The organism is Pseudomonas synxantha, assembly GCF_900105675.1.
Lineage (GTDB): Bacteria > Pseudomonadota > Gammaproteobacteria > Pseudomonadales > Pseudomonadaceae > Aquipseudomonas > Aquipseudomonas synxantha.
In genome coordinates, this window is record NZ_LT629786.1 from 4,642,595 (window position 1) to 4,662,308 (window position 19,714).

Sequence of the window (19,714 nt, forward strand, 5' to 3'; positions counted from 1 at the left end):
GGACCGCAATGGCATCAACACCCCTGGATACCCACTACCAGATCGAGACGCCGGAAGGTATCGACCTGCCCTTGCGTCCTGCCGGCCTGCCACCCCGGGCACTGGCCTTTGCCTTCGACCTGGGCGTGCGTGGGATCATCATGGGTATCCTGCTGGTGCCCCTGGCGCTGCTTGGTAACATTGGCGTCGGGCTAGGCTCGCTGCTGCTGTTTGTGGTGAGCTGGTGGTACATGGTGCTGTTCGAAGTCCTCAACCAGGGTTGCTCCCCGGGCAAACAGGTGATGGGCTTGCGGGTAGTACAGGACGACGGCACGCCCATTGGCTGGTCGGGGTCGTTGATTCGCAACCTTTTGCGCTTTGTCGACATGCTGCCCTTCGGTTACTTCCTCGGTGCGATCAGTTGCCTGCAACACCCGCATTTCAAGCGGCTTGGCGACCTGGCCGCGGGCACGCTGGTGGTCTACCGCGAACTGCCGCTGGTACGCCCGCGAATCCCTCAAGCCACCGCCCTGCGCCTGCCCTTCGCACTGCAACTGAGCGAACAGCGGGCCATTCTCGGTTTCGCCGAGCGTCAGGCCGAGCTCTCTGCCGAACGGGTGCATGAGCTGGCCGCGATCCTCGCCGAGCCCCTGCAAGTACCCCCGGCCCGCGCCGTGGAGCAACTCAACGGTGTGGCCCGTGGCTTGTTGGGGCCGACATGAAGCAGAGCCTTTTTGAAAGCCGCCACCAGCCAGAATGGCAAGCCTTCGCCGAACAGCTCAAGCAATTGGAGCAAGGCAAAGCCAAGGCCGCCGATGTCGCGGGCTTCCCTCATCAATACCGCCGCCTATGCCAGCACCTGGCCCTGGCCCAGGAGCGCGGCTACAGCAGCTACCTGGTAGACCCGCTGCAACAACTGGCGCTGCGCGGCCACCAACAACTGTACCGTCATCGCAGCCAGCTGCCGGCAAACGTGCTGGCGTTCATCCTCGCCGACTTCCCACGCCTGGTACGCCAGCAGTGGCGCTTCGTGCTGATCGCCGGCCTGCTGTTCTTTGGCAGCCTGGTGGGGATAGCGCTGCTGGTCTACCTGTTTCCCGATCTTATCTACAGCATCGTCAGCCCCCAACAAGTAGCTGAAATGCAGGGCATGTACGACCCCCAGGCCAGCCGCCTGGGCCGTGCCGCCGAGCGGGCCGCCAGCGAAGACTGGATGATGTTTGGCTACTACGTGATGCACAACATCGGCATCGCCTTCCAGACGTTTGCGGCCGGCCTGTTGTTCGGCCTGGGCAGCGTGTTCTTCCTGATTTTCAACGGTTTGGTCATCGGCGCGGTCTCCGGGCACCTTACCGAGATTGGCTATGGCCAGACCTTCTGGTCATTTGCCATTGGCCATGGCGCATTCGAGCTCACCGCCATCACCCTGGCCGGTGCCGCGGGCCTGCAATTGGGCTGGTCACTGGTCGCGCCGGGGCGGTTGGCACGCGGCGAGGCCCTACGCCTGGCGGCCCGTAAAAGTGTGCGAATGCTCTGCGGTGTCATGATGCTCCTGCTCATCGCTGCGTTTATCGAAGCCTACTGGTCCTCCACCACCAACATTGCCCCCTGGATCAAATACCTGGTGGGCGCCGCGTTCTGGCTGCTGGTGGCCGCCTACCTGATATTCGCCGGGCGGACTCATCATGCGCCTGACTGACTCCAGCGTGATGATTCGCCCGCGTACCGCCTGGGAAGCCATGGACCTGGGTGTGTTGATGGCCAGGCAACACCGCCTCTTGCTGATGGGCAGTTGGGCACTGGTAAGCCTGCCGGTATTTATGGTGCTCACTGTGCTGCTGTGGCGTTACCCGTCGCTGGCCATGTTCCTGTTCTGGTGGCTCAAGCCGGCCTTTGACCGCTTGCCGCTGTACATCCTGTCCAAGGCTCTGTTTGGCGAAACACCCAGCCTCAAACAGGCCGTTCGCCATTGGCCGCACCTGCTGAAGGGGCAACTGTTCGCCAGCCTGACCTGGCGGCGACTGAGCCTGAGTCGCAGCTTTACCCTGCCGGTCAGCCAACTTGAAGGTCTCGATGGTCATGGGCGCCAACAGCGCCTGGGGGTATTACTACAACGCAATGCCGGGGCCGCACGCTGGCTGACGATCATCGGTATACACCTGGAAATCGGCCTGTGGTTCGGTGCCATGGCCCTGTTCTATCTGTTCATCCCGCAAAACGTGGAACTGGACTGGGATTGGCAACGGATGGCCTTGGCAACGGGCTCGGACGTGCTATGGCTGGAACACCTGGGTAACGCGTTCTATGCCATGGTGCTGGTGTTCTGGGAGCCCATCTACGTCGCCTGCGGCTTCAGCCTGTACCTCAATCGGCGTACGGTCCTGGAGGCCTGGGACCTGGAGCTGATATTCCGGCGCTTGCGCCAGCGCCTGAGCAGTGTTGCGCCAGCATTGTTGCTGGTCGTGGGCCTGGCACTGCTACAGCTCAGCCCATCTGCCATGGCGCAGGAACCGCCTGGCCCCAAGTCGCTCAGTACCCAGGCCGCCAGCCAATCCATCAAGACGATGCTGGAAAAGCCACCCTTCAAGAACCCGGAAACCGTCACACGCTATCGGTTTGGCGAAGAAAAGGCGCCGGTTGGAAACCAAGGCCATGGCGATGGAAAACTACCCCGCTGGCTCCAGGCCTTGCTCGACAACCTCAACAGCGATGCCTTCAGGCACGTCGCTAAAGCCTTGGAAATACTGCTATGGAGCCTGGTGATTGGCGGGCTGGCGCTAGTGGTGTGGCGTTACCGCGAATGGTTGCGCACCTTTGTCAGTCGCAGCCGACAGCCTCGCCCGAAAACGGCCAGTGCCATGCCCACCCAGCTGTTCGGCTTGGAATTGGGCATCGACACATTGCCCGATGACCTTGCCGGCGCCGCCGAACAGCTATGGCCCACCCAGCCACGGGAAGCCCTCGGCCTGCTGTATCGCGGCCTGCTCAGCCGGCTATTGCACGAATACGACCTGCCGCTGAAAAGCGCCGACACTGAAGGCCAGGTGCTGGAGCACGTGCATCGCTTGCAGCAGCCGCAGTTACTGGCATTCAGTGACGAACTGACACGGCACTGGCAAAACCTCGCCTATGGTCATCGTCTGCCTCCCTCCTCGGCCCAGCAAAAGCTATGCAACGATTGGCGTGCACTGTTCAGCGACGGAGCGGGCCAATGAACCGCCCATTAGTGTGGGTAGCACTGCTGCTGGTTTGCCTGCTGGGCGCCGGCGGCTTGTATGCCTGGCACAAGGCAATTCCCTACGACGAAGTGGTGGATCGCGGCCCATCGCCGGTTGCACGGGCCAACCCCTATCTGGCTGCCGAGCATTTCCTGCGCGAGCAAGGCCTCACAGTGGCGCACGCCAACGGTCTTGAACGCCTCGCCGACCTGCCCGCGAAAGGCCATAGCCTGTTACTGCTGGGGGAACGCAGCAACATGACTCCACGCCAGGTCGAGCAACTGCTTGGGTGGGCCAAGGCCGGTGGCCACCTGCTGCTGGTCGCCGAGGCCTTGTGGGACGAAGAAACCGGTAAAAGCGGCGATCTGTTGCTCGATCGCCTCAATATCCGCCAAACCTTGAGCGAGACCTTCGACGAACCGCCACGGTCTCGTAAAAAGCCGGCACCGGACCTGACCAAACTCTACGTCGACAACGAAACCGCCCCTACGCATTTCAGTTTTGACACCGACTTCAACCTCATCGACCCCAAGCACCTGGCGCAATTCTCTGCCAACAGCGCGCACTCCAGCCACCTGATGCAGCTGAACCTGGGGCAAGGCCGTGTCACGGTGGTGACCGATAGCGACCTGTGGAAAACCCCTGGCATCGGCAACCACGATAACGCCTGGCTGCTCTGGTACATTAACCAGGGCACCCAGGTAACCTTGCTGTTCAACAGTGACGTGGACGATCTGTTTACCCTGTTGCTGCGTTATTTCCCCCAGGCCCTCGTCGCCCTCGCAGCACTGGTTGCCCTGACGCTGTGGCAGGCCGGCATGCGCCAAGGCCCGGTCCAGGCACCGGCGCCCAAGGCTCGTCGGCAGCTACAGGAACACTTGAAGGCCAGTGCCGATTTCCTGCTACGCCGAAGCGGCCAGGGCACCTTGCTGCAAGCCTTGCAGCTCGACCTCCTGCGCGCCGCCCGGCGACGCCACCCAGGCTTTGAACACCTCGACAGCGCAAAACAACGGCAGGTGCTGGAACACCTGACACGGCAACCTTCCCATATCATCAGCCAGGCGCTCGAGCCACTTGCGCTGAAACGACTCTCCAGTGCCGATTTCAGCCGACAGGTAGCATGCCTGCAAACCCTCAGGAATGCCTTATGAGCGACTCTCCAACGGCCACCCCCCTGACCGCCGACAACCTTCGACATGCCAGCCAGCAGGCCCAGGCCCTGCGTGTGGAATTGCGCAAGGCCGTGATAGGCCAGGACCAGGTGATTGACGACGTGCTCACCGCCTTGATAGCAGGTGGTCACGTCCTGCTCGAAGGCGTGCCAGGCCTGGGCAAGACCTTGCTGGTACGTGCCCTGGCCCGTTGCTTTGGCGGTGATTTCGCACGTATCCAGTTCACCCCGGACCTGATGCCCAGCGATGTCACCGGCCACGCGGTGTACGACCTGCAGACCGAACAGTTCAAGCTGCGCAAGGGGCCGCTGTTCACCCACCTGTTGCTGGCCGATGAAATCAACCGTGCCCCGGCCAAGACCCAGGCGGCACTGCTCGAAGCCATGCAGGAGCGCCAGGTTACCCTGGAGGGCGAGGCACTGCCCATCGGCCAGCCCTTCATGGTGCTGGCGACCCAGAACCCCATCGAGCAGGAAGGCACCTACCCGCTGCCTGAAGCCGAGTTGGACCGGTTCATGCTCAAGGTGCGCATGGACTACCCCGACGCCCGGCAGGAACTGGAGATGGTCCGCGAAGTGACCCGCTCGTCCAGGGCCGACATGTTGGATGTACAGCCGTTGCGCACCGTGCTGCAAGCCGAGGACGTGGTGCTGATGCAGGAAATTGCCAGCGCCCTGCCCCTGGATGAACAGGTACTCGACTACGCGGTGCGGCTGGCGCGGGCCACGCGCAGTTGGCCGGGGCTGACCATCGGCGCCGGCCCCAGGGCCTCCATCGCCCTGGTACGTGGCGCCCGCGCTCGAGCGCTATTGCGCGGTGGCGAGTTCGTGACACCCGATGACATCAAGGGCTGTGCGCTGGCGGTGCTGCGTCACCGGGTGCGCATTGCGCCGGAACTGGACATCGACGGCCTGGAAGTTGACCAGGTGCTCCAGCAGCTACTTGACCAGATTGCTGCACCAAGGCAATGACGCAGCCATGAAACCGACCCGTCTGTTGCTGACCTGGCTGGGTGTGCTGCTGGGCCTGAACACCCTGTTGGGCGCTTCGATGGCGCTGCAGGTCAAGGTCCCTCAAACCTTGCACTCCATCGCTTGGGGCCTGCTTCTGGCCCTGCTGCTATTGGCGACGCTGGATGCGGCACGCTTGCGCCGCCGGCCCTCGGCGCGCGTAAACAGGAAACTGCCCGGCAGCCTGGCGCTGGGCCGCTGGGAAGAAGTGCGCCTGCACCTGGAGCATGACTACCCTCAACCACTGACTGTATGCGTGTTCGATCACGTGCCCGACGGCCTGAGTGTGGATAACCTGCCCCAGCCCATTCAATTGCACCCCGGCGAACGCGCTGAGCTGGGCTATCGCGTTCGCCCCTTGCGCCGTGGGCATTTCAGCTTCAGTCGCTGCGAACTGCTGCTGCCCAGCCCATTGGGGTTGTGGTCGGCGCGAAGGTTCGTCGAAACCCATGATGCCACCCGGGTCTACCCGGATTTCGCCCGTTTATACGGCGCGCAGTTGCTGGGTGTGGATAACTGGCTGAGCCAACTGGGCGTGCGCCAACATCAGCGGCGAGGGTTGGGCCTGGAATTTCATCAACTGCGCGAGTTTCGTGAAGGTGACAGCCTGCGCCAGATCGACTGGAAGGCCACCGCTCGCCAACGCACGCCGATTGCCCGTGAATATCAGGATGAACGCGATCAGCAAATCGTGTTCATGCTCGATTGCGGCCAGCGCATGCGCAGCCAGGATGATGAACTGTCCCATTTCGACCACGCCCTCAATGCCTGCCTGCTGCTCAGTTATGTCGCCTTGCGCCAGGGCGATGCCGTAGGACTGTGCACATTCGCCAGCGACCAGTCGCGCTACCTCAAGCCGGTCAAGGGCAGTGGCCAGTTGAACAGCTTGCTCAATGCGGTCTACGACCTGGACACCACCCGTAGAACCGCTGACTACCAGGCTGCCGCCAGCCAATTACTGGCGCGTCAAAAGCGCCGGGCACTGGTGATCATCGTCACCAACCTGCGCGATGAGGACGATGAAGCGCTGATGACTGCCGTCAAACGTATTGGTCGGCAACATCGGGTACTTGTGGCGAGCCTGCGAGAGGAAGTCCTTGACCGGTTACGCCAAGCCCCCGTGCAGACCTTGCCCGAAGCCCTGGCTTACAGTGGCACGGTTGATTACCTCAACACCCGCAATCAACTCCATGATCGTTTGAGCGCCCATGGGCTTGCAGTATTGGATACGTTGCCATCAGACCTGGGCGCCACGTTGGTGACGCGTTACCTGGGGTGGAAAAAAGCCGGTACGTTCTAATATGCCTGCATTCAGACGGGGGCCTGCTGGGGATCAAAGCTGAAGTACTGCACCAGCGCGTTGATCAGTTGCCCATACGCTTGGGGTGGCTGATGCACCATGAACCCGGAATCGTAATGCTGCGGGTTGACATCTTCATGGCTCCACAAGCAGGTCGCCGTCAGATCAATCGTCTGGAATTCGCCTTGCGCCACTGGAATTTTCAAGCACAGCTGAAAATCCACATCGACCATCATGGGTAATTGGCTGATCAGCATCAGCCCATTTTCAGACACATTGCCCAGAAAGCCGATCGGCTTGTCGGTAACACGATTGAACACCTGCAAAAAATAAGGCAGTTGATGCCGTTCGATCCGTCGCTCGGTAAACATGATGAAGTCGCCATCCAATAGCCAAGAGTCTGGCCGTGCCAGTGATTCGCAACGAGCAGTCGCTCGCTCTCCCTGGATCTCGGTGTGACGACAGGTACCGTTTGTCACCAGACAGCTGCCGAATCCAGGCTCTGCATCCGTTCGAATAGAAACTTGTACAAACGAACATTCAAAGAATAGCCCAGGACTGGCGACGGGCCAGCTATAAAATGACAAATTTCATTACAAAGATGCAGGCCGTGGTTTTACGGCGCCTGCACTCGGAAAATGCCCCAGTTGCTGCAAGGTATCGAGCCGCGCACGGGCGCGATAGGCGTACTCACTTGAAGGGTATTGGCTGATGATGAACTGATAGGTTTGGGCGGCGTCGACAAACAGTTTCTGCCGTTCCAGGCACTGCCCGCGCAGCATCGACACCTCCGGCTGCACATAACGACGGGTACGGCTTTCGCGATCGACCTGGGACAACTCCAGAGTGACGCGCGCGCAATCGCCCACCCCATAGGCGCGGTAAGCGTTGTTCAAATGATGGTCCATCGACCAGCGAGTACAGCCGACAACACTGACGGCCAGGGCAGCAACGAGCAAAATTCGCATGGGGGTTCTCCTGTCTTGTGCAGTGTATCGACCCCTGGTCGAAAATCTTCAAGGATGTTTGCCCAGTCAAGCGCAGCAAAAACAAGCCAATCGTCGATAAGTAGTGCAAACGAACAATGACTACAACGAAAGAGCATAGTAGCCTTCTCCAGCGCTTGAACTCAGGAGTCTGTGCATGTCCGTCCGTCGCACCAAAATCGTCGCCACCCTTGGCCCGGCCAGCAACTCGCCGGAAGTCCTCGAACAGCTGATTCTGGCTGGTTTGGACGTCGCCCGTCTGAACTTCTCCCACGGCACCCCGGACGAGCACAAGGCTCGCGCCAAGCTGGTGCGTGACCTGGCCGCCAAGCATGGCCGCTTCGTTGCACTGCTGGGTGACCTGCAAGGCCCGAAAATCCGTATCGCCAAATTTGCCAACAAGCGAATCGAGCTGAAGATTGGTGACAAATTCACCTTCTCCACCAGCCACCCGCTGACCGAAGGCACCCAGGACGTCGTGGGTATCGACTACCCGGACCTGGTCAAGGATTGCGGTGTCGGTGACGAACTGCTGCTGGACGATGGCCGCGTGGTCATGCGCGTCGACACCGCGACCCCGACCGAGCTGCACTGCACCGTGATCATCGGCGGCCCGCTGTCCGACCACAAAGGTATCAACCGCCGCGGCGGTGGCCTGACGGCGCCAGCCCTGACTGAAAAAGACAAGGCTGACATCAAGCTCGCCGCCGAAATGGAAGTCGACTACCTCGCCGTGTCCTTCCCACGCGACGCCGCCGACATGGAATACGCCCGTAAACTGCGCGACGAAGCCGGCGGCACCGCCTGGCTGGTGGCGAAGATCGAACGCGCCGAAGCCGTGGCCGACGACGAAACCCTCGACGGCCTGATCAAGGCGTCCGACGCGGTGATGGTTGCCCGTGGCGACCTGGGTGTGGAAATTGGTGACGCCGAGCTGATCGGTATCCAGAAGAAGATCATCCTGCACGCACGCCGCCACAACAAGGCCGTGATCGTTGCGACCCAGATGATGGAGTCGATGATCCAGAACCCGATGCCGACCCGTGCCGAAGTGTCCGACGTGGCCAACGCCGTGCTCGACTACACCGACGCCGTGATGCTCTCGGCTGAAAGTGCCGCCGGCCCGTACCCGCTGGAAGCCGTGCAGGCCATGGCGCGCATCTGCGTCGGCGCTGAAAAGCATCCGACCAGCAAGACCTCCAGCCACCGCATCGGCAAGGTCTTCGAAAGCTGCGACCAGAGCATCGCCCTGGCTGCCATGTACACTGCCAACCACTTCCCGGGCGTGAAGGCGATCATCGCCCTGACCGAAAGTGGCTATACGCCGTTAATCATGTCGCGCATCCGCTCCTCGGTGCCGATCTACGCGTTTACCCCTCACCGCGAAGCCCAGGCCCGCGCGGCGTTGTTCCGTGGTGTGTACACCATCCCGTTCGACCCGGCTTCGCTGGCACCGAACGAAGTCAGCCAGAAGGCTATCGACGAGCTGGTCAAGCGCGGCGTGGTAGAGAAAGGCGACTGGGTCATCCTCACCAAGGGCGACAGCTACCACACCACCGGTGGCACCAATGGCATGAAGATCCTGCACGTGGGCGACCCGCAGGTCTGAGTGACACGCTGAAAACAAAAGCCCTGCCATGTGAATGGCGGGGCTTTTTGCATTTCAAATCAGAGTCATCTGCTGCTAGCCCCCAGCGCGGCATGGATATGTAAGCAACCATGTAGCAGCCACCGGTAACCACGATGCGCAGCGAGCCGCCCTTGATCTTGATCTGCTTTTGATCTTGATCTTAGGCGCCCCGTCAAACCACGCTGGCCGGAATTCGACAGGGATTTGGGGGGTAAACCGGCAGGGATGCCGCTTTAGCCGCCCCGCGCCATGGATGGGGAGTGGCGGCGGCCCCCCAAATCCCTGTCGGATTACGGGCACACCGAGCCTGAGCGAGGTGCCGAGTGGTGGGGCATAAGCGTTTTGCTTACTTTTGCGCTTTTCAAAAGTGAGCCGCTGTAAAAGCGGAACCATAAGTAGCCGTTGCCCAAATAACGGATATGTACTCGGTAAAAGTCCAACATTCTGGTCGGCTGTCAGGCCGCCATCGGGGGCAAGCCCCCTCCCACATTTGGATTGCAGTGCATCAGTTAGATAGCTATAAGCTGCCCGGGAGCAGATACCCATGCCCACCGCGGACAAGCCCGACTCCCACATTGGAATGCGGTCAACTGTGGGAGCCGGGCTTGCCCGCGATGGCGCCAGAACAGCCAACACCGTTTTATCGCCGGGTGATAAACCCCGACAACGCCGCAATCGCCTCCGGCGATCTCAAGCGCTGGGTAAACAACGCCCCCTCCTCCTCGATCACCTGCCGCAACTGCTCGCGATCAACGCTTTTCATCAACTGCTTGGTGACCTGCACCGCCCCCGGCGCCAGGCTTTCAAAACGTCCGGCCATTTCTCGCGCCTTGGCCAAGGCCGCCTCGCCACTGCCCAACGCCTCGGTGGCAATCCCCCACGCTGCGGCTTGTTCGCCAGTGAACCCCTCGCCCAACAACAGTAGTTCAGCCGCCTTCGCATGTCCCAGCAACCGCGGCAGGATCAGGCTCGAGCCAAACTCCGGGCACAAACCCAGGTTAACGAACGGCATGCGCAAGCGTGCATCGCGGCTGATATACACCAGGTCGCAATGCAGCAACAGCGTGGTGCCAATGCCCACCGCCGCTCCAGCCACGGCGGCGATCACCGGTTTGCGGCAGTTGAGCAGGCTTTTCATAAAGTGAAACGGTGGGCTGTCGAGATCGTTGGGTGGCTGTTCGAGAAAATCGCTGATGTCATTGCCGGCGGTAAAACACTCGCTGCTGCCCTGGAGCAGTACGGCGCGAATATCCGAGTCTGCATCGGCCTGTTCCAGCGCCTCGGCCAGTTGCGTATACATGGCACGGGTCAGGGCGTTTTTCTTGTCAGGGCGATTGAGCTGCAAGGTCAGCAACCCGCGTTCGCGTTGCTGCAGGATGGCGTCGGTCATGGCGAATCTCGCGGCAAAAGGTTTCAGCGCTCAACCACGGGGCAGGAACACATCGGCCAGCAGTTGATTGCGCGGCAGCCCGGCCAGGAACAGGCGCTTGGAAAAAGCCTCGACGCTGACAGGGTGACCGCAGAGTAAAGCCAGCGTTTGCCGCGAAACAAGCCGCAGTTGCGCCAATGCCTGGTTCAACTCTGCCGCCGTCCATAGCTCCACCGTCAGGTTCCCATGCTGCGTGGCCAGCGCCGCCAGGGGTTCGGCCAGGTAATGAGCCTCGGCATCATGGGCCAGGTGAATGACACGGATGGCACCTTGGTGATCCTGGCGCAGCGCTTCGCGCAATATGCCCCACAACGGGCCCAGGCCGGTGCCGGCGGCCAGCAGCCACAACGGCCGCGATTGCCAGTCAGGGTCATAGTGCAGCGCCCCGCCCCGCAACTCGCCCAGGCGCAGAGGCTCACCAACCTTGAAATGGCGAGCGGCATCGCTGAATTCACCGTGTTGGCGGCAATCGATATGAAACTCCAGGTATGCATCCTGCTGGGGCAAGCTCGCCAGGGAATACGGGCGCGCCACCTGCCCCGCCCACAACACCAGATGCTGCCCGGCCCGATACCGCAGGCCACGCTCCGGTAGCAGGCGCAGGCGCAGCACCGTGGAACTCAACCAATCAGCGCCCACCACCTGGCCCGCCAGGCCGTCACGCAACGGTTCAAATGCTTCGATCTGGAGGTCGCCGACGACCCGACACTGACACGCCAGGCGCCAACCCTGCTGACGTTGTGTCGGGCTCAGGGCTTCGGGCTGCTGGTCATCGACCTTGCCCTGGCAACGCACCAGGCACGCATGGCAGCTGCCGGCCCGGCAACTGTAGGGCACGGCGACTCCCGCCTGGTTCAAGGCATCCAGCAGGTTAGCGCCGGTGGGCACCGACCAATGGCGTTCGCCGACGTGCAGTTCAGGCATATGGAGGCTCAATCAATAGGTTTGCGCACAGGGAATCACGCCCGGCAGAGTTTGACCATAGTCGGGTGTATCGGCCACCGCGCCGGGTTATACTGCCGCGCCTTTTTAGCGTCGCGCCTGCACCACTTTGGCGTGCCTTGGAAAGATGGTTTCAGCCGACCGACGCAACACTGAAGCCACCTTTATTGAATGTTCCCTTATAGAGGAGCGCGACTCATGACCGTGATCAAGCAAGACGACCTGATTCAGAGCGTTGCCGACGCCCTGCAATTCATTTCCTATTACCACCCCGTTGACTTCATCCAGGCTATGCACGAAGCCTACCTGCGCGAAGAATCGCCGGCGGCCCGTGACTCCATCGCCCAGATCCTGATCAACTCGCGCATGTGCGCCACCGGCCACCGCCCGATCTGCCAGGATACCGGTATCGTCACCGTGTTCGTGCGCGTAGGCATGGATGTACGCTGGGACGGCGCCACCATGGGCCTGGACGACATGATCAACGAAGGCGTGCGTCGCGCCTACAACCTGCCGGAAAACGTCCTGCGTGCATCCATCCTCGCCGATCCGGCGGGCGCGCGGAAAAACACCAAGGACAACACCCCGGCGGTGATCCACTACTCCATCGTCCCGGGTAACACCGTGGAAGTGGACGTGGCGGCCAAGGGCGGTGGTTCCGAGAACAAGTCGAAAATGGCCATGCTCAACCCGTCCGACTCCATCGTCGACTGGGTGCTCAAGACCGTTCCGACCATGGGCGCCGGCTGGTGCCCACCGGGCATGCTCGGCATCGGCATCGGCGGCACCGCCGAGAAAGCCGCGGTGATGGCCAAGGAAGTGTTGATGGAATCCATCGACATCCACGAGCTGAAAAAGCGCGGCCCGCAGAACCGTATCGAAGAGATGCGCCTTGAGCTGTTCGAGAAGGTCAACCAACTGGGCATCGGCGCCCAGGGCCTGGGTGGCCTGACCACCGTGCTCGACGTGAAGATCATGGACTACCCGACCCACGCCGCGTCCCTGCCGGTGTGCATGATCCCCAACTGCGCCGCCACCCGTCACGCGCACTTCGTGCTCGACGGTTCGGGCCCGGCGTCGCTGGAAGCGCCATCGCTGGACGCCTACCCGGAAATCGTCTGGGAAGCCGGCCCGTCGGCCCGCCGCGTCAACCTCGACACCCTGACCCCGGAAGAAGTGCAAAGCTGGAAGCCGGGCGAAACCGTGTTGCTCAACGGCAAGATGCTCACCGGCCGCGACGCAGCGCACAAGCGCATGGTCGAGATGCTCAACAAGGGCGAGACCCTGCCGGTGGACCTCAAGGGCCGCTTTATCTACTACGTCGGCCCGGTTGATCCGGTGCGCGAAGAAGTGGTCGGCCCGGCTGGCCCAACCACCGCGACGCGGATGGACAAATTCACCCGCCAGATCCTCGAGCAGACTGGCCTGCTGGGCATGATCGGCAAATCCGAGCGCGGCCCGACCGCCATCGAAGCGATCAAGGACCACAAGGCCGTGTACCTGATGGCCGTGGGCGGCGCCGCTTACCTGGTGGCGCAAGCCATCAAGAAGTCGCGCGTGGTAGCGTTCGCCGAACTAGGCATGGAAGCCATCTACGAGTTCGACGTAAAAGACATGCCGGTCACCGTTGCAGTGGACAGTCAGGGCGAGTCGGTACACATCACCGGTCCTGCCATCTGGCAGAAAAAGATCAGTGAGAGCCTGGCGGTAGAAGTACAGTAAGTCGATGTGGGAGGGGCTTGCCCCCTCCCACACACGTTCCAGACAGCTCATGGTATGGTGCTCGCCCTTACCGTGCCTGTTCATCATCGTATGATCGTGATCCCTCGCCCCCTGCGCCTGACCTTTTACTCGTTATTGATCATCGCCGGTGCGGTGCTGGCCGCTGCCTTGGCCACACGCCATGCCGAACGCCAGGCCCTGGTGGATGACGCCGCTCGCGCCAATCAGCAACTTGCGCTGTATGCCAACTCCCTGCACACCCTGATCGAACGCTACCGCGCCCTGCCCGCCGTGCTGGCCCTGGACTCGGAAATGATCCGCGCCTTGAAGGGCCCGCTGGATAGCACCACCCAGGACGTGCTCAATCGCAAGCTCGAACGCATCAACGGCGCCGCCCAATCATCCACCCTGGAGCTGATGGACCGCAGCGGCCTGGCGGTGGCCGCCAGCAACTGGAATTTGCCCAGCAGCTATGTCGGCCACAACTACGCATTTCGCCCGTATTTCAGCCAGACCCTGAGCCAAGGCACCGGGCGTTTTTACGCGGTGGGGGTGACTACTGGCATTCCGGGTTACTTCCTTTCCAGCGCGGTGGTCGATGAGCACGAGCAGTTCCTCGGCGCCATGGTGGTCAAGCTGGAATTCCCTGAGCTTGAACGCGAATGGGCCCAGGGTAATGACTTGCTGTTGGTCAGCGATGCGCGGGGCATTGTGTTTATCGCCAACCAGCCGGGCTGGCGTTATCGCAACCTGCGACCGTTGTCCGAAACTGACCTGGCTGAACTCAAGGCCACCCGCCAATACGACAAGAAACACCTGCAGCCGCTGGAGACCAGCGTCTTGCAGCGCTTCGACGACAACAGCCATTTGATGCGCGTCAATGGCCCCGACGGTAATGCCAACTACATCTGGGAGTCCCTGCCGTTGAAAGCCGAGGGTTGGACCCTGCACCTGCTGCGCAAACCCCAGTTCCCGTTTGAGGACCAACGCAACGCCGGTCTCGCCGCCGCGGGTTCCTGGCTGGCGCTGGTATTCCTGGCGCTGTTCCTCAGCCAGCGCTGGCGCCTGGCCCGCTTGCGTCAGCGCAGCCGCGAAGAGCTGGAACAGTTGGTCGAGGAGCGCACCCAGGCGCTGCGCACCGCCCAGGACGGCCTGGTGCAGTCGGCCAAGCTGGCGGCACTGGGGCAGATGTCCGCCGCCCTCGCCCATGAAATCAACCAACCGTTGACGGCCCAACGCATGCAACTGGCAACACTGCGCCTGTTGCTCGACCACGGCCGCGTCGACGATGCCTACAAGGCACTCACGCCGCTCGATGACATGCTCACGCGCATGGCCGCGCTCACCGGGCACCTCAAGACCTTCGCCCGCAAGAGCCCCAGCGGCCTGCGTGAACGCCTGGACCTGGCCACCGTGGTCGATCAGTCCCTGCACTTGCTCGACGCGCGCCTGCGTGACGAAGCCATCGGCGTCGTGCTCAACCTGACGCGCCCGGCCTGGGTACGCGGCGACGCGATCCGCCTGGAACAGGTACTGATCAACCTGCTGCGCAACGCGCTGGACGCCATGGCCGACAAGCCGCGCAAGCGCCTGGAAATCCGCCTGCATGCCGATCAGCAGCTGTGGCAGTTGACTGTCAGCGACAGCGGCGGCGGGATTGCCGAAGAGCACCTGAACAGCGTGTTCGATCCGTTCTTCACCACCAAGCCGGTGGGCGATGGCCTCGGCTTGGGGCTGGCGGTGTCCTACGCTATCGTGCATGAATTGGGCGGGCGCCTGAGCGCCGGCAACCGTGGCGACGGCGCAGTGTTTACCCTGACCTTGCCGATTGCATTGGAGACGCCAGCGCCATGTTGAACGCCGTAATTGTGGTCGATGACGAAGCCAGCATTCGCACCGCCGTCGAGCAATGGCTGAGCCTTTCGGGGTTTGAGGTGCAATTGTTCAGTCGCGCCGAAGAATGCCTGGCGCACCTGCCCAAAGACTTTTCCGGTGTGATTTTGAGCGATGTGCGCATGCCCGGGCTCGGCGGCCTTGAGTTGCTGGCCGAGGTAAAGCGTCGCGATGCCGACCTGCCGGTGATTTTGCTCACCGGCCATGGTGACGTGCCGATGGCCGTCGAAGCCATGCGCGACGGTGCCTACGATTTCCTGGAGAAACCCTTTAGCCCCGAGGCCCTGCTCAACAGCCTGCGCCGGGCATTGGACAAGCGTGGCCTGATCCTGGAAAACCGCCGCCTGCATCAACAGGCCGATCACCGCGCACAGCTGGAATCCAGCCTGCTGGGGGTCTCCCGCAGCTTGCAGAACCTGCGCCGCCAGGTGCTGGACCTGGCGACCCTGCCGGTCAATGTGCTGATCCGTGGCGAGACGGGCAGCGGCAAGGAATTGGTTGCTCGCTGCCTGCACGACTTTGGCCCCAGGGCGAAAAAGCCGTTTGTAGCACTCAACTGTGCCGCCATCCCCGAGCAGCTGTTTGAAGCCGAGTTGTTCGGCCACGAAAGCGGCGCCTTTACCGGCGCCCAGGGCAAACGCATCGGCAAGCTGGAATACGCCCATGGCGGCACGTTGTTCCTGGATGAGATCGAAAGCATGCCCCTGGCCCAACAAGTGAAATTGCTGCGGGTGTTGCAGGAACAGAAGCTGGAGCGGCTGGGTTCCAACCAAAGCATCCATGTGGATCTGCGCATCATCGCCGCCACCAAGCCTGACCTCCTGGAAGAGGCCCGCGCCGGGCGTTTTCGTGAAGACCTGGCCTATCGCCTGAACGTCGCGCAACTGCGCCTGCCGCCGTTGCGCGAGCGCCGCGAAGATATTCCGTTGCTGTACGACCATTTCGCGCAAAGTGCTGCTGAACGTTTGGGGCGTCATGTCGAACCCTTGAGTGGGCCACAGTTGGGGCGCCTGCTCAGTCATGACTGGCCGGGGAACGTGCGTGAACTGGCCAACGTCGCCGAGCGCCAGGTGTTGGGGCTCGGCGATCCGGAACCGGACGGCATCGAGGCCGGGCAATCGTTGGCGGCGCAACAGGAAGCGTTCGAGGCACATTGCCTGAAAGCCGCATTAACTCGGCATAAAGGCGATATCAAGGCAGTGCTGGCCGAGCTGCAACTGCCGCGCCGGACCCTCAATGAAAAGATGCAGCGGCATGGGTTGGCAAGGGAGATGTTTCTCTAGCGACCTTCCGATCGCCATCAGGGCTTGCCCCAGATGGCGCCAGCAACCATAAGCGGATTTCCGCTTACCAGCCGAAAATCATCGGCAACTTTCCGCTCAAAAAAATCCTGCAACCCTTCTATTCCGGGCCTTCATCTATCTGGCACAGCTCCTGCTATAGCCCGAACCAGGCAGTGCTCAAGCACGCTCCATAAAAACAACTAGATGAAGGATCCTTCAATGGATAACTCCAATACCTTGCCTCTGGGGTCGGCGGCTGCGCCGGCAAAAGAACGCACCACTTCCAGTCGAATCAAATCGATCTTCAGCGGGTCGGTGGGCAACATGGTCGAGTGGTACGACTGGTACGTCTACGCCGCCTTCTCGCTGTACTTCGCCAAGACCTTCTTCCCCAAGGGCGACACCACCGCCCAATTGCTCAACACCGCCGCGATTTTCGCCGTGGGCTTCCTGATGCGCCCGATCGGTGGCTGGCTGATGGGCCTGTATGCCGACAAAGTCGGACGTAAAAAAGCCCTGATGGCCTCGGTCTACCTGATGTGCTTCGGCTCCCTGCTGATTGCCCTGAGCCCAAGCTATGAAGTCATTGGTATCGGCGCGCCGATCCTGCTGGTGTTTGCCCGTTTGCTGCAGGGCCTGTCGGTCGGTGGCGAATACGGCACCTCTGCCACTTACCTCAGTGAAATGGCGACCAAGGAACGCCGTGGCTTCTACTCCAGCTTCCAGTACGTGACCCTGATCTCCGGCCAGCTCATCGCGCTGGCGGTGCTGATCGTGCTGCAACAACTGCTGACCACCGAGCAGCTGTATGCCTGGGGCTGGCGTATCCCGTTCGCCATCGGTGCCTTGTGTGCAGTGGTCGCGCTCTATCTGCGTCGTGGCATGGAAGAAACCGAGTCGTTCACCAAGAAGGAAAAAGCCAAGGAAAGCGCCATGCGCACCTTGATGCGCCACCCCAAGGAACTGATGACCGTGGTTGGCCTGACCATGGGCGGCACCCTGGCGTTCTACACCTACACAACCTACATGCAGAAATACCTGGTGAACACGGTCGGCATGAGTATCTCCGACTCCACGACCATCTCGGCGGCCACGCTGTTCCTGTTCATGTGCCTGCAACCCCTGGTCGGCGGGCTGTCGGACAAGATTGGCCGGCGGCCGATCCTGATCGCCTTCGGTGTCCTCGGCACCCTGTTCACCGTGCCGATCCTCACTACCCTGCACACCATCCAGTCCTGGTGGGGTGCGTTCTTCCTGATCATGGCGGCGCTGATCATCGTCAGCGGCTACACATCGATCAACGCCGTGGTGAAAGCCGAACTGTTCCCCACCGAAATCCGCGCCCTGGGCGTGGGCCTGCCGTATGCCCTGACCGTGTCGATCTTCGGCGGTACCGCTGAATACATCGCCCTGTGGTTCAAGAGCATCGGCATGGAAACCGGCTACTACTGGTACGTGACCGCGTGTATCGCAGTGTCGCTGATGGTCTACGTGACCATGAAGGACACGCGCAAGCATTCGCGGATTACCACGGACTAAAAAATGTGGGAGGGGCAAGCCCCCTCCCATATTGGATATGATGTGGGCTTCAGAATTGAGAGCAGAACAGGTCATGTCCGACGATATCCACTTCTACGAACCCGCCAACGGCCACGGCCTGCCCCATGATCCGTTCAACGCGATTGTCGGCCCGCGGCCGATTGGCTGGATTTCGTCACACGACCGCGAAGGTCGCCTGAATCTGGCGCCCTACAGTTTCTTCAATGCGTTCAACTACATTCCGCCGATCATTGGTTTTTCCAGTGTCGGGCGCAAAGACAGCCTGAACAACATCGAACAGACCGGCGAGTTCGTATGGAACCTGGCCACCCGCCCGCTGGCCGAGCAGATGAACCAGAGCTGCGCGGCGGTCTCGCCTGAGGTGAACGAATTCGAGTTATCCGGCCTGACACCGGTGGCTTCGAAAGTCGTCGCTGTACCCCGCGTCGGCGAGAGCCCGGTGTCGTTCGAATGCAAAGTGACGCAGATCATTCAACTACAACGCGCCGACAAGGAATTGGTACCGAGCTGGCTGGTGCTGGGCGAAGTGGTGGCGGTGCACATTGCCAAGTGGTTGCTAAAGGATGGGATCTACGACACCGCTGCTGCCGAGCCAATTTTGCGGGGGGGTGGCCCGGCAGATTACTTCCAACTGGGGCCGGAAGCCCTGTTCAAAATGTACCGTCCAGGCGCCACAAAACTCTGATTGAAATGCAATAAAAATGTGGGAGGGGGCTTGCTCCCGATAGCAGTGTGTCAGCGAAAAATAAGCTGACTGACCCACCGCTATCGGGGGCAAGCCCCCTCCCACATTTGCTCATCTGCGTTGTTTAGTTCGCAGCAGGTGCCCAGCTCAGCTGGCCTTCTGCATCCACATCGACCAGGCACTCAAGTTGCAGCGTCGCCGCATCATCGGCATCGGACGCCGTCTTGAACGTCTGCCCTTCAAGGATCTTGTGAAACTGCGGGGCGCCCATGCCATCCAGTGCCTTGACGGCGACGGCGGCGCTGTAGCCACCTTCTCCCGGTACTACGGCGGAAACGGCTTCGTGGTGGGCAAATTGTCTACGTGCCATGTTGCAGGTCCTGGCCAATGGAAAGTCGGCCATTGTAACCCTCAACCGGCCAGTTGCAGGTACTCGCCGTAGGCATGGGCGGCAGATGCATCGGTGAAGGTCTGGAAGTCCATGCTGCGGATCACCATGTCGTTCAACAGCTCGGTGAGGATCATCAGGGCCGGCGAGTTGAAGTAGGCGCTCATGGCCTGCTCGCTGCTCCAGAACCCCGAGACCAGCCAGACATCGGGGTCGACCTGGGAATGCTGCAACGAGAATTGCAGGCAACCCTCGGCCTGGCGTCCTGGTTCGATCAAACTGCTCAAGCGTGCACCGAGTTCGGTGCTGCACCCGCTACGGGCGCGGATAAAGGCCATATGGCTCGCGGGAATGGGGGTGGACATGTTCGACTCTCCCGTTGAGAAGTGATGCTCGGCAAGCACTGTGGGGGCGTGTTGCCACAGGATCAAAGATAACGGCGCGGGTGTGGACGCGGTTAGTCGATTCCTGCCGGCTTATTGCACAATCCTGCGAAAAGCGTAGATAAGACGTTTGC

General features: G+C 61.4%; 18 protein-coding genes. 12 read left to right on the forward strand and 6 right to left on the reverse strand.

All coding sequences use genetic code 11. The annotated features are described in order from the left end of the window. The first annotated feature begins 8 nt into the window (after nucleotides 1-8). The 6 genes from BLU48_RS21525 to BLU48_RS21550 are packed head-to-tail and all read left to right on the forward strand — an operon-like array spanning nucleotide 9 to nucleotide 6,679. On the forward strand, nucleotides 9-701 hold the full coding sequence (locus BLU48_RS21525) for an RDD family protein (protein WP_057021629.1): 693 nt from the start codon (nucleotides 9-11) through the stop codon (nucleotides 699-701). Beyond that, nucleotides 698-1,678 carry a stage II sporulation protein M gene (locus BLU48_RS21530; RefSeq protein WP_057021630.1) on the forward strand — a complete coding sequence of 327 codons (981 nt, stop codon included), beginning with the start codon at nucleotides 698-700 and terminating at the stop codon, nucleotides 1,676-1,678. Before BLU48_RS21525 ends, BLU48_RS21530 begins: the two co-directional genes overlap by 4 nt. Further along, the gene (locus tag BLU48_RS21535) at nucleotides 1,665-3,194 is read left to right on the forward strand and encodes a DUF4129 domain-containing protein (RefSeq protein WP_057021631.1); all 1,530 of its coding nucleotides are present in this window, start codon (nucleotides 1,665-1,667) and stop codon (nucleotides 3,192-3,194) included. Before BLU48_RS21530 ends, BLU48_RS21535 begins: the two co-directional genes overlap by 14 nt. Next, nucleotides 3,191-4,348, forward strand: a complete 1,158-nt coding sequence (locus tag BLU48_RS21540; RefSeq protein WP_057021632.1) for a DUF4350 domain-containing protein — start codon at nucleotides 3,191-3,193, stop codon at nucleotides 4,346-4,348. Before BLU48_RS21535 ends, BLU48_RS21540 begins: the two co-directional genes overlap by 4 nt. Next, a complete protein-coding gene (locus BLU48_RS21545) occupies nucleotides 4,345-5,340 on the forward strand; it encodes an AAA family ATPase (protein WP_057021633.1) in 996 nt (331 codons plus the stop codon). The genes BLU48_RS21540 and BLU48_RS21545 overlap by 4 nt, the downstream gene beginning before the upstream one ends. A 7-nt stretch (nucleotides 5,341-5,347) precedes the next feature. Continuing rightward, nucleotides 5,348-6,679: a DUF58 domain-containing protein gene (locus tag BLU48_RS21550; protein WP_057021634.1), complete on the forward strand. Its 1,332-nt coding sequence runs from the start codon at nucleotides 5,348-5,350 to the stop codon at nucleotides 6,677-6,679. Nucleotides 6,680-6,690: 11 nt separating this feature from the next. Here the strand turns inward: BLU48_RS21550 and BLU48_RS21555 are convergent, their stop codons facing one another. Continuing rightward, nucleotides 6,691-7,050 (reverse strand): PilZ domain-containing protein, encoded by a 360-nt coding sequence (locus BLU48_RS21555; protein ID WP_057021635.1) that lies wholly within the window; start codon nucleotides 7,048-7,050, stop codon nucleotides 6,691-6,693. A 222-nt stretch (nucleotides 7,051-7,272) separates the two neighbouring features. Beyond that, on the reverse strand, nucleotides 7,273-7,647 hold the full coding sequence (locus tag BLU48_RS21560) for a tetratricopeptide repeat protein (RefSeq protein WP_043050040.1): 375 nt from the start codon (nucleotides 7,645-7,647) through the stop codon (nucleotides 7,273-7,275). Between the two features lie 175 nt (nucleotides 7,648-7,822). Here BLU48_RS21560 and pyk point away from each other — a divergent pair, with 175 nt between their 5' ends. After that, nucleotides 7,823-9,274 (forward strand): pyruvate kinase, encoded by a 1,452-nt coding sequence (gene pyk / locus BLU48_RS21565; RefSeq protein WP_043050041.1) that lies wholly within the window; start codon nucleotides 7,823-7,825, stop codon nucleotides 9,272-9,274. 661 nt (nucleotides 9,275-9,935) lie between these two features. Here the strand turns inward: pyk and BLU48_RS21570 are convergent. Together BLU48_RS21570 and BLU48_RS21575 are read right to left on the reverse strand one after the other, a co-directional pair. Beyond that, nucleotides 9,936-10,685 carry an enoyl-CoA hydratase-related protein gene (locus BLU48_RS21570; protein WP_057021636.1) on the reverse strand — a complete coding sequence of 250 codons (750 nt, stop codon included), beginning with the start codon at nucleotides 10,683-10,685 and terminating at the stop codon, nucleotides 9,936-9,938. 30 nt (nucleotides 10,686-10,715) lie between these two features. Beyond that, on the reverse strand, nucleotides 10,716-11,648 hold the full coding sequence (locus tag BLU48_RS21575) for an iron-sulfur-binding ferredoxin reductase (RefSeq protein ID WP_057021637.1): 933 nt from the start codon (nucleotides 11,646-11,648) through the stop codon (nucleotides 10,716-10,718). 216 nt (nucleotides 11,649-11,864) lie between these two features. On the opposite strand from BLU48_RS21575, the gene BLU48_RS21580 reads away from it, so the two are divergent. The 5 genes from BLU48_RS21580 (at nucleotide 11,865) to BLU48_RS21600 (ending at nucleotide 18,809) form a co-directional block, all read left to right on the forward strand. Beyond that, nucleotides 11,865-13,388 carry a fumarate hydratase gene (locus BLU48_RS21580; RefSeq protein ID WP_046069363.1) on the forward strand — a complete coding sequence of 508 codons (1,524 nt, stop codon included), beginning with the start codon at nucleotides 11,865-11,867 and terminating at the stop codon, nucleotides 13,386-13,388. 90 nt (nucleotides 13,389-13,478) lie between these two features. After that, on the forward strand, nucleotides 13,479-15,245 hold the full coding sequence (locus BLU48_RS21585; RefSeq protein ID WP_057021638.1) for an ATP-binding protein: 1,767 nt from the start codon (nucleotides 13,479-13,481) through the stop codon (nucleotides 15,243-15,245). Next, nucleotides 15,239-16,564 (forward strand): sigma-54-dependent transcriptional regulator, encoded by a 1,326-nt coding sequence (locus BLU48_RS21590; RefSeq protein WP_057021639.1) that lies wholly within the window; start codon nucleotides 15,239-15,241, stop codon nucleotides 16,562-16,564. The genes BLU48_RS21585 and BLU48_RS21590 overlap by 7 nt, the downstream gene beginning before the upstream one ends. 219 nt (nucleotides 16,565-16,783) lie before the next feature. After that, nucleotides 16,784-18,103 carry an MFS transporter gene (locus BLU48_RS21595; RefSeq protein WP_046069366.1) on the forward strand — a complete coding sequence of 440 codons (1,320 nt, stop codon included), beginning with the start codon at nucleotides 16,784-16,786 and terminating at the stop codon, nucleotides 18,101-18,103. A 73-nt stretch (nucleotides 18,104-18,176) separates the two neighbouring features. Then, complete coding sequence (locus tag BLU48_RS21600) at nucleotides 18,177-18,809, forward strand: flavin reductase family protein (RefSeq protein ID WP_057021640.1); 633 nt, start codon at nucleotides 18,177-18,179, stop codon at nucleotides 18,807-18,809. 124 nt (nucleotides 18,810-18,933) lie between these two features. Here BLU48_RS21600 and BLU48_RS21605 read toward each other — a convergent pair whose 3' ends face one another. Then, complete coding sequence (locus BLU48_RS21605; protein ID WP_057021792.1) at nucleotides 18,934-19,179, reverse strand: hypothetical protein; 246 nt, start codon at nucleotides 19,177-19,179, stop codon at nucleotides 18,934-18,936. A 41-nt stretch (nucleotides 19,180-19,220) separates the two neighbouring features. Continuing rightward, nucleotides 19,221-19,562, reverse strand: coding sequence for an antibiotic biosynthesis monooxygenase family protein (locus tag BLU48_RS21610; protein ID WP_043050050.1), 342 nt, complete (start codon nucleotides 19,560-19,562; stop codon nucleotides 19,221-19,223). Between the last annotated feature and the right edge of the window lie 152 nt (nucleotides 19,563-19,714).

What these genes read in the sequence shown, in the direction of transcription:
- BLU48_RS21525 (WP_057021629.1), top strand. Translation starts at nt 9, where the DNA reads ATGGCATCAACACCCCTGGATACCCACTACCAGATCGAGACGCCGGAA.
- BLU48_RS21530 (WP_057021630.1), top strand. Translation starts at nt 698, where the DNA reads ATGAAGCAGAGCCTTTTTGAAAGCCGCCACCAGCCAGAATGGCAAGCC.
- BLU48_RS21535 (WP_057021631.1), top strand. Translation starts at nt 1,665, where the DNA reads ATGCGCCTGACTGACTCCAGCGTGATGATTCGCCCGCGTACCGCCTGG.
- BLU48_RS21540 (WP_057021632.1), top strand. Translation starts at nt 3,191, where the DNA reads ATGAACCGCCCATTAGTGTGGGTAGCACTGCTGCTGGTTTGCCTGCTG.
- BLU48_RS21545 (WP_057021633.1), top strand. Translation starts at nt 4,345, where the DNA reads ATGAGCGACTCTCCAACGGCCACCCCCCTGACCGCCGACAACCTTCGA.
- BLU48_RS21550 (WP_057021634.1), top strand. Translation starts at nt 5,348, where the DNA reads ATGAAACCGACCCGTCTGTTGCTGACCTGGCTGGGTGTGCTGCTGGGC.
- BLU48_RS21555 (WP_057021635.1), bottom strand. Translation starts at nt 7,050, where the DNA reads ATGTTTACCGAGCGACGGATCGAACGGCATCAACTGCCTTATTTTTTG.
- BLU48_RS21560 (WP_043050040.1), bottom strand. Translation starts at nt 7,647, where the DNA reads ATGCGAATTTTGCTCGTTGCTGCCCTGGCCGTCAGTGTTGTCGGCTGT.
- pyk (WP_043050041.1), top strand. Translation starts at nt 7,823, where the DNA reads ATGTCCGTCCGTCGCACCAAAATCGTCGCCACCCTTGGCCCGGCCAGC.
- BLU48_RS21570 (WP_057021636.1), bottom strand. Translation starts at nt 10,685, where the DNA reads ATGACCGACGCCATCCTGCAGCAACGCGAACGCGGGTTGCTGACCTTG.
- BLU48_RS21575 (WP_057021637.1), bottom strand. Translation starts at nt 11,648, where the DNA reads ATGCCTGAACTGCACGTCGGCGAACGCCATTGGTCGGTGCCCACCGGC.
- BLU48_RS21580 (WP_046069363.1), top strand. Translation starts at nt 11,865, where the DNA reads ATGACCGTGATCAAGCAAGACGACCTGATTCAGAGCGTTGCCGACGCC.
- BLU48_RS21585 (WP_057021638.1), top strand. Translation starts at nt 13,479, where the DNA reads ATGATCGTGATCCCTCGCCCCCTGCGCCTGACCTTTTACTCGTTATTG.
- BLU48_RS21590 (WP_057021639.1), top strand. Translation starts at nt 15,239, where the DNA reads ATGTTGAACGCCGTAATTGTGGTCGATGACGAAGCCAGCATTCGCACC.
- BLU48_RS21595 (WP_046069366.1), top strand. Translation starts at nt 16,784, where the DNA reads ATGGATAACTCCAATACCTTGCCTCTGGGGTCGGCGGCTGCGCCGGCA.
- BLU48_RS21600 (WP_057021640.1), top strand. Translation starts at nt 18,177, where the DNA reads ATGTCCGACGATATCCACTTCTACGAACCCGCCAACGGCCACGGCCTG.
- BLU48_RS21605 (WP_057021792.1), bottom strand. Translation starts at nt 19,179, where the DNA reads ATGGCACGTAGACAATTTGCCCACCACGAAGCCGTTTCCGCCGTAGTA.
- BLU48_RS21610 (WP_043050050.1), bottom strand. Translation starts at nt 19,562, where the DNA reads ATGTCCACCCCCATTCCCGCGAGCCATATGGCCTTTATCCGCGCCCGT.